At 39.7% G+C, this 8,281-nt stretch carries 8 protein-coding genes; 7 read left to right on the top strand and 1 reads right to left on the bottom strand.

The window, feature by feature from the left end:
- Positions 1-5: 5 nt before the first annotated feature.
- Together H8B06_RS15285 and H8B06_RS15290 are read left to right on the top strand one after the other, a co-directional pair.
- Entirely contained in the window at positions 6-1,811 is a 1,806-nt protein-coding gene (locus tag H8B06_RS15285) for a MutS-related protein (RefSeq protein WP_223857700.1), read from the top strand.
- Positions 1,812-1,862: 51 nt separating this feature from the next.
- Positions 1,863-2,264, top strand: coding sequence for an acyl-CoA thioesterase (locus tag H8B06_RS15290; protein WP_190995106.1), 402 nt, complete (start codon positions 1,863-1,865; stop codon positions 2,262-2,264).
- Between the two features lie 215 nt (positions 2,265-2,479).
- On the opposite strand, the gene smpB is transcribed toward H8B06_RS15290, so the two are convergent.
- Positions 2,480-2,935, bottom strand: coding sequence for an SsrA-binding protein SmpB (smpB, locus tag H8B06_RS15295; RefSeq protein WP_190995107.1), 456 nt, complete (start codon positions 2,933-2,935; stop codon positions 2,480-2,482).
- 355 nt (positions 2,936-3,290) lie between these two features.
- Between smpB and spt the strand changes: the two genes are divergently transcribed.
- From spt to H8B06_RS15320, 5 genes are read left to right on the top strand one after another with little or no spacing between them, the layout of a single operon-like run.
- On the top strand, positions 3,291-4,499 hold the full coding sequence (gene spt, locus H8B06_RS15300; protein WP_190995108.1) for a serine palmitoyltransferase: 1,209 nt from the start codon (positions 3,291-3,293) through the stop codon (positions 4,497-4,499).
- A gap of 4 nt (positions 4,500-4,503) precedes the next feature.
- Positions 4,504-5,625, top strand: coding sequence for a hypothetical protein (locus tag H8B06_RS15305; protein WP_190995109.1), 1,122 nt, complete (start codon positions 4,504-4,506; stop codon positions 5,623-5,625).
- A gap of 56 nt (positions 5,626-5,681) precedes the next feature.
- Positions 5,682-6,674, top strand: coding sequence for an NAD-dependent epimerase/dehydratase family protein (locus tag H8B06_RS15310; protein ID WP_190995110.1), 993 nt, complete (start codon positions 5,682-5,684; stop codon positions 6,672-6,674).
- Positions 6,675-6,684: 10 nt separating this feature from the next.
- A complete protein-coding gene (locus tag H8B06_RS15315; protein WP_190995111.1) occupies positions 6,685-7,383 on the top strand; it encodes a CDP-alcohol phosphatidyltransferase family protein in 699 nt (232 codons plus the stop codon).
- The gene (locus H8B06_RS15320; protein WP_190995112.1) at positions 7,367-7,777 is read left to right on the top strand and encodes a GtrA family protein; all 411 of its coding nucleotides are present in this window, start codon (positions 7,367-7,369) and stop codon (positions 7,775-7,777) included. Before H8B06_RS15315 ends, H8B06_RS15320 begins: the two co-directional genes overlap by 17 nt.
- Positions 7,778-8,281: the final 504 nt, after the last annotated feature.

Here is an 8,281-nt window from a genome sequence, read left to right on the forward strand (position 1 = left end):
TAAGCATGATCTATAAAAAATATCAAGAGCGTATTCAACATACGAAAGATGAAATTCAGCGTCTGCATAAAGCTATAAACAAAAATAGTTTTGCCCGTCTATTTGTAATCATTGGAGGGGGCGCCTTATTGTTCTATCTGGTTCAAAAGGAAAATGTGTTGCTTTTAGCATTGGCTGTTTTAGCCATTGTATTGGGGTTTGCATATCTAATAAGGCGGCAGAGTAAGTTGGAAAAGCAACATGCGGATGCGGTGGCTTTTTTGCGGGTTAACGAAAATGAAATAACGCTACGGGACACGCGATTGACACTTTATGACGACGGCATAAAATTTGAAGACGGTAGACATCCTTATACATCTGATTTAGATGTCTTTGGTCAATTTTCCTTGTTTTCGCTGCTGAACCGTTGTGCAACAACATTGGGTGTAGCTAAATTAGCGGAGTGGCTGCAATGTGCGTCCAGCAAACAGGAGATAGAAGATCGGCAGGTAGCGGTAGCGGAGATAGCAACCGATTTGGATTGGAGTCAACATTTTCAGGCGCGTTTGTTGTTTAATACCCAACAAGAGATCGATATTAAATCATTTTTGGCAAGCTATTTTAAAGGGGCCGGCTTGACCTTTGGAAATGCATTTATGCGCTTTTATGTGCCCATTACGCCATTCCTACTACTTGCCGGGGTCCTGTTTTCTCTGTTTGTGATGCCGATATGGACAGGATTATTGTTGTGGGGATTGGTTCATTTGTTTTGGACATTAGGTATGGCTGGTAAAGTCAGCTTATTTTCCAGTAGGATAGACAAGGTAGGCCAGATATTGGCCGCTTATGCGGAAGGTTTGGTTTTGGTAGAAGAGAAAACGTTCAAAGCGGCGGCAAACCGGCATCTTCAGCAGCAATTGTGCCCAGAAGGTAAGCCTTTGTCTATGGCTTTTCAGGAATTGTCGAAGCTGATCAATAATTTAGATGCACGAAATAATATGTTGGTGGGCGCGGTACTCAACATTATTTTACTGTGGGACTTTAAATTTGTTATGAAGATTGTCTCATGGAAATCGAAATACGAAGCGAGTATTTTGGAGGCTTTTGATGTTGTTGCCGAATTTGAAGCGCTAAATTCATTGGCGATATTAAAGCGCAACCATTCTTCCTGGGCTACTCCTGAATTGCTGAGCAATACAACGGACGACAAAATTTTGGCCGTAGAAATGGCGCATCCGTTGATTCCCGTGTCACAATCTGTGGCGAATGACTATAGCAATGAGCATCATCGTATCGCCTTGATTACGGGATCTAATATGGCAGGTAAAAGTACTTTTCTTCGTACGGTGGGGATTAACGCCATTATGGCCTATGCCGGTGCTGTGGTATGTGCATCTGAATTTCGGTTACCGATTTATAATTTTATCTCTTATATGCGGATTAAAGATTCGTTAAACGAGAGTACATCTACCTTTAAGGCAGAGTTAGATAGGATGAAATTTATATTGGATACAGTGGAACAGGATAAAGACAGCTTCTTTTTGATTGATGAAATGTTGAGAGGAACGAACTCTGTCGATAAATATTTAGGTTCTCGTGCCATTATTCGTAAATTGACAGATAGGGAAGGTAAGGGGATGGTTGCCACCCATGATTTACAGTTGGCATCCCTTGAAGAAGAAAATAAGGGGAAGATAGAAAATTATCATTTTGATATTCGTGTAGAAGAGGGAGAAATGCTTTTTGATTATAAACTGAAACATGGACGATGTACAGTTTTCAATGCATCGTTATTGTTGAAAGGTATTGGAATTGATGTCGAATCGACCTAAGCCGTTTCTTAGGACTCTTTTCTCGTAACTAGCTACGAATCACTACTAAAAATGACATTAAAAGAAAGAATAGAAGAATCAGAAACACGCGTATGTACGACTGTGTTTCCTTTTTTGACAAATCATCACGATACATTATTTGGCGGGAAGGCCATGGCGATTATGGACGAAGTATCGTTTATGGCAGCAACGCGGTTTTGTCGCAAGCGTCTGGTAACGGTTTCCACGGATCGTATTGACTTTGAGAAAGCGATACCAAATGGAAGTATTATCGAGGCTATTGCACGTGTACATAGTGTCGGACGGACAAGTGTCAAAGTCAAAGTAGAAGTCTTTTTGGAAAAGATGTATGAAGAAGGAAGGGAACTGGCTATTCAAGGTATGTTTACCTTTGTCGCATTGGACGAGGACAAGCAGCCTATTCCCGTTATGCAAGGACTGGATTTGGAGTAGGTAGCAATTGTTTTGTAAGAAAGGGTAGCTGTCTTATTCAAAAGTCTAGCTGTTACTCCAAGAAGTTTAATGGTTCTATTAAAAAGTCTATACTTTTTGTTTCTATTTTTCTGGTAGTTTTTTCTGATTTTTAGTGCGAAAACCTACTTTAGGATGGATACGGTGGATTTTTGGAGCTAAAAAAATGGCCATATTTTACACCTTTTGTCAAATCATCACCTTTTCATTGCACGGTCTAATTCCCTTTTGCTTTCCCGTTCTTTGATAGTCTCCCGTTTATCGAAATCTTTTTTGCCTTGTGCCAAAGCAATTTCTACTTTCGCGTAGCCCCTTTCATTGATGAAAATACGTAAGGGGACTATGGTAAAACCTTTTTCCTCTCCCTTTTCCTTTAGTTTTTTCAGTTCCTTTTTGGTCAACAAAAGCTGACGGTCTCTTTTTGCCTCGTGGTTATAGAAAGAGCCAAACGAATACTCGGCAATATGCATGTTTCGAATGTATAGACCATCCTCGAAGAAAGAACAGAAACTGTCGTTAATATTAGCTTTGCCTTCCCGAATAGATTTAATTTCAGTACCCAATAAACATATTCCTGCCACATATTTATCTAATAAGTGGTACTCGAAAGACGCGCGTTTATTTTTGATATTTATATTTGCCGATATAGCCATTCCAGATTGATTTAAACGCAAAAATAATGATTTTATAAGTTTATAGAACTTTTCGCGATAAACTGTTGCTAATATCTTAACAATAATTTAATTTTATGATATTTATATGGTTTTTCCATGGTAGGGAATCGGGAGAATTTTGTATGTTTGCTCCGATTTTTTTGGACGGAAAGTATGCAAAAAAGATTCTGAACGGGGGTGCCAATTAGTAACATGGTGGTTAACAGCTTGATTGGAAAGGAAATTGTATATTTTCGTTTTTTTAATTTATTTTTGACGATTAAATATAAATAGTCAAAAGGTAAGTTAGGTTGGATTAAGAAATTATGTCACATACAATACAAACACCTACAACATGAGTAAGGGAAAGTTAAGTGAAAGAACATCTAAGTTCCTACAAAGTGAACTAGAGCCCATTAAGTCTAATAATCTTTACGCTTATTTTAGACCGATTCAGTCAAAACAAGATACAGAGGTTTTGATTGATGGCAAACGTGTGTTGATGTTCGGCTCGAACTCTTATTTAGGGTTGACAACAGATACGAGGATCATAAAGGCTGCGCAGGACGCGTTGGAAAAATACGGCACTGGTTGTGCTGGATCCCGTTTTTTAAATGGAACATTGGATATCCATGTGGAATTGGAGGAAAAACTGGCAGCCTATGTAGGTAAGGAGGCAGCTATATTATTTAGCACCGGCTTTCAATCTAATCTAGGGCCGCTCTCGTGTCTGACGGGACGGAATGACTATATATTATTGGATGACAGAAATCATGCATCTATTATTGATGGAAGTAGGTTGTCATTTTCTAAAGTTATTAAATATGCCCATAATGATATGGAGGATTTGCGTGGTAAGATCGCAAGACTTCCGGAAGACAGCTTCAAACTAATTGCGACAGACGGTATTTTCAGTATGGAGGGAGATATTGTAAAGTTACCCGAATTAGTTGCTGTGGCCGATGAGTTTGATGCGGCTATTTTATGTGATGATGCCCATAGTTTGGGTGTGATAGGAGAGAGAGGTGCAGGTACGGCGTCTCATTTCGGGTTGACAGACAAAGTCGATCTGATTATGGGAACATTCAGTAAATCGTTGGCGTCATTAGGTGGTTTTGTAGCGGCGGATGCGGATACTATTGAATATTTAAAGCACCGTGCGCGTTCGTTGATGTTCAGTGCCAGTATGACACCAGCTTCAGTAGCATCTACATTAAAAGCGTTGGAAATTATCGAGACAGAACCTGAACATATCGAAAGATTGTGGGCAAATACGGAGTATGCAAAGCAACTTTTGCTTGACGAAGGTTTCGATTTAGGACAGACGGAAAGTCCGATTTTGCCGATTTTTATCCGTAACAATGATAAAACATATTATGTGACTAAATTACTTCAGGATAATGGTGTCTTTGTTAATCCTGTTGTTGCACCGGCGGTACCTGCTGAAGAATCGCTTATACGCTTCTCACTAATGGCAACACATACTTTTGATCAAATTGACGAGGCTGTTGATAAAATGTCCAAAGTGTTCAAGACACTAGAAGTTGAGTCTTTCATAAACTAAGGAAATGATAGAGATAGTCCCTGTCCAATCGAAAAAGCAAATTGCGCAATTTATCGATTTACCGCATGATCTGTACATAAATGATCCAAATTATGTACCGGAGTTGTTTTTAGGGCAGCGGGACATACTCTCTCCAGATAAACATCCTTTTTATAAGCATTCTTCTGCGCAACCCTTTCTTGCCTATAAAAATGGCCGGATTGTAGGTCGTGTTTTGGCTATATGGAATGCCAACCACAATACATTCAATGACGTAACAGAAGGGCAGTTTGGTTTCTTTGAATCCATCAATGATCAAGAAGTGGCGAATAATTTGCTGGATACGGCTGCTGAATGGGTGAAATCCAAAGGAGGGACGCGTATCGTAGGACCCATTAATCTCACAACGAATGACACTTGTGGGCTTCTGGTGGACGGATTTGATAGACCGCCTATGGTCATGATGCCGTATAACCCTCCGTACTATTTAGAGCTGATTGAGCGTGCTGGTTACAGTAAGAAAGTAGATTTACGTGCTTACCTTGTGAGAACCGAAACCGCCAATCGACGTTCCGTGCTTCTATTAGAAAGATTAGAGGAAAGATTGCGGAGATCCGGCATTGTTTTACGCCAAATCAATTTAAAAGATTTCGCAAACGAGGCGAAGAAAATAAAAGCGGTGTATAATAAGGCTTGGGACAAAAATTTGGGCTTTGTTCCTATGACGGATGAAGAGTTTGATTATACCGCTAAAGAGTTGAAAATGATTGTGGACCCTAAATATTGTATTGTAGCAGAGCGCGGCGAGGAGATTGTCGGTTTTGCTTTGGGAATTCCGAATATTAATGAAATTTTGATTCGTATAAAAAAAGGTAGACTATTGCCATTTGGTATCTTCAAATTGCTTTTTGGTTTGAAACGAATCAAAATGATTCGAGTTTTGATGTTAGGCGTATTAGAGGGGTATAGAAAATTGGGAATAGAGGCTTGCTTGTATGGCCGTATTATAAAAAATGCAACCCCATCGGGGATAGAAGCTGCAGAATGTTCGTGGATGTTAGATGATAATTATATGATGAACCATGCCATTGAACAGATTAATGCCGAATTCTATAAGCGCTATCGCCTGTATGAAAAATCGATATGACGATGTTCGTTTCCACAGAACTGGACACGCATTAGCTGATAGAAGAAAATAGTGAAATGAGAAAGATTTTAGTAACCGGAGCAAGTGGTTTTGTTGGGTTTCATGTAGTATCGGCAGCATATGAAGCCGGTTATGAAGTTCACGCTGCGGTGCGAAAATCAAGTCAGATTACGGATATTACGCCTTTTGTTGGGAAATTCGTTTATCCCGATTTTAATCAAATAAATTCATGGGCAACATTATTCGCTTCTGAAAAATATGATTATGTTATTCATGCAGCAGCAATGACAAAGGCAAAATCAGAAGTCGAAATTATAGATGCGAATGTTGGTGTAACGGAACGGCTATTGCAAGCAGCCTTTCAATCTCCCAATCCTCCTCGACGGCTAGTTTATGTGAGCAGCCTGGCCGCTATTGGACCATTACCCTACTTAGACGGGCCGATAACCGAATCCACACCTTATCGCCCCGTGACGATGTATGGTCGTAGTAAACGGGAGGCAGAAAAGATGATCCTGGCAAAGTTTGCGGATAAACCGATTTCTATTATCCGTCCTACGGCGGTTTACGGTCCACGAGAAAAGGACCTGTTTATTCTATTCAATACCATGAACAAGGGCATCGATGCCTATGTTGGGAGAGCTCCGCAAAAGCTTTCTTTCGTGTACGTTAAAGATTTGGCAGAGATTCTGTTGCAAGCTTGCGTTTCTTCGCAAAAAATGCTAGATATTTTTAATATTTCGGATGGAAATGTTTATTCCCGTTACGACATGGCAGAAATATTTAAGCAGACATTTCGTAAAAAGCTTATCCGTGTCCATGTTCCTTATGCAATAGTCAAGAGTGTGGCATATGTTTCCCAGTGGTTATATAACAACTCTGCCAAAACGCCGGTTATTTATCCAGAGCGTCTCGGAGAATTGACGGCAGAGAATTGGGCGTGTGATATTAGTCATGCGGAGACAGTGTTAGGGTACCGACCGACATATGATTTGAATAGTGGATTGATGGATAGTTTACGATGGTATAAACAAAATAATTGGTTTTAAAGACTACGGCATGAGTCAAAAAATAAATAAAAAGCTTTTCCAAGATCGGAAGAGAACAAATGTTTTAAGCTCTTCAGAGCAAAAACTGATTTCTTATTTTGTTCCACGTGTTCCAAATTGCATTTCGTCAGATGGTTTAACAGCCATCGGACTCTTTGGATCGTTTATGATACTAGGAAGTTTTCTGTTGGCCGAATATGTTTCTCGTCCATGGTTGTTGTTGGGAATTGTGGGCTTTTTTGTACAATGGTTTGGAGACTCGTTGGATGGCCGTATTGCATACTATCGAAATAAATCACGCAAATGGTATGGTTTCGCATTAGATATCGTCATGGACTGGATCAGTACCGTCATGATAGGATTGGGATATGTGTTTTATGCTTCTGGCGATTTTAAGTATTCGGGTTTTGCTCTTGTCGCTTTATACGGCTGGGCAATGATTATTTCGCAGCTGCGGTATCGTATAACGGATAAATATACTATTGATGCTGGATTATTAGGGCCTACGGAGATTCGTGTTATTATATGCGCCGTATTATTAAGTGAAGTTCTCTTTGTCGGAAGCATCAATTATTTGGTGATCCTCATCTGTATTGCGCTGTTTGTTATTAATTGTGTAGATACCAAAAAATTGTTGAATATGGGGGATGAGCGAGATTGGGCGGAAAAAAAGAACAAGGAGGTTTCTCTAAATGAGGAAGAAGCGTAGCGCGAAAATACGTGACTTTTTTCTTTCCTTCGGGAAAGCGCAGGTATCTGCTTTTCTTGGAGGTCTATTCGACTTTTCGGTTTACACGTTTGGTATACAAATCTTAGGTGTTACACCTTATATATCGAACATTCTTAGTGGCTCTTTAGGGGCGGTGCTCAATTTTACAGTTAACAGGTATTGGACTTTTGAGAAAACCAATGCACCTGTTGGTAAGCAGTTGGCAAAATTTGTAGTAGTTGTTATAGGTAGTATATTTCTGAAATCAACAGGTATATTTTTTTTAGTGGATCATCTTTCTGCAAATCCCTATTACTCGAAAATTGCGGTGGAGATTTTTGTGTCGCTTGGCTTTAATTTTTTGATGCAAAAGTATTGGGTATTTAATAAGTAATTAACGAAGGATGTTGCAGTAATGTTTTAAAAAAAATATATTGCAGTTAATCAGTTAATTGTGCTTTTAAGGTTGTGAAAAATAGAAAGAACGTTTGGATGGAATACATAAAGTTTCTACCTTTGCACCACTCCGCGAGGGAGGGCAGGCAAACCGGTTACCGGGGGCGGAAATTTCGGAAAAAAAATATTTTTTGTTTTCGTGAAACTTCTTTACCTTTGCCAACCCGAAAGGGGTTAAAAAAAGAGATAATTTATACGGCTTTGAGCTGTATCGATATAGTGCCAAAGCGCGAAGCGGCGGCGAGATGAGTTCTTTAAGATATATGATCATGTAGCGCAGCAGGAGCCCTTAAGATGGGCGAGAGCTGTAATAGGATTACAATTTTTTCGGTCCGGGCCGTACAGTACACATACTGACGAACCGGTCAGATTAAGATGACCGGGGTCAATTTACATTTTTACAATGGAGAGTTTGATCCTGGCTCAGGATGAACGCTAGCGG

Origin of the sequence: Sphingobacterium micropteri (assembly GCF_014692515.1) — a bacterium.
Classification (GTDB): Bacteria; Bacteroidota; Bacteroidia; order Sphingobacteriales; family Sphingobacteriaceae; genus Sphingobacterium; species Sphingobacterium micropteri.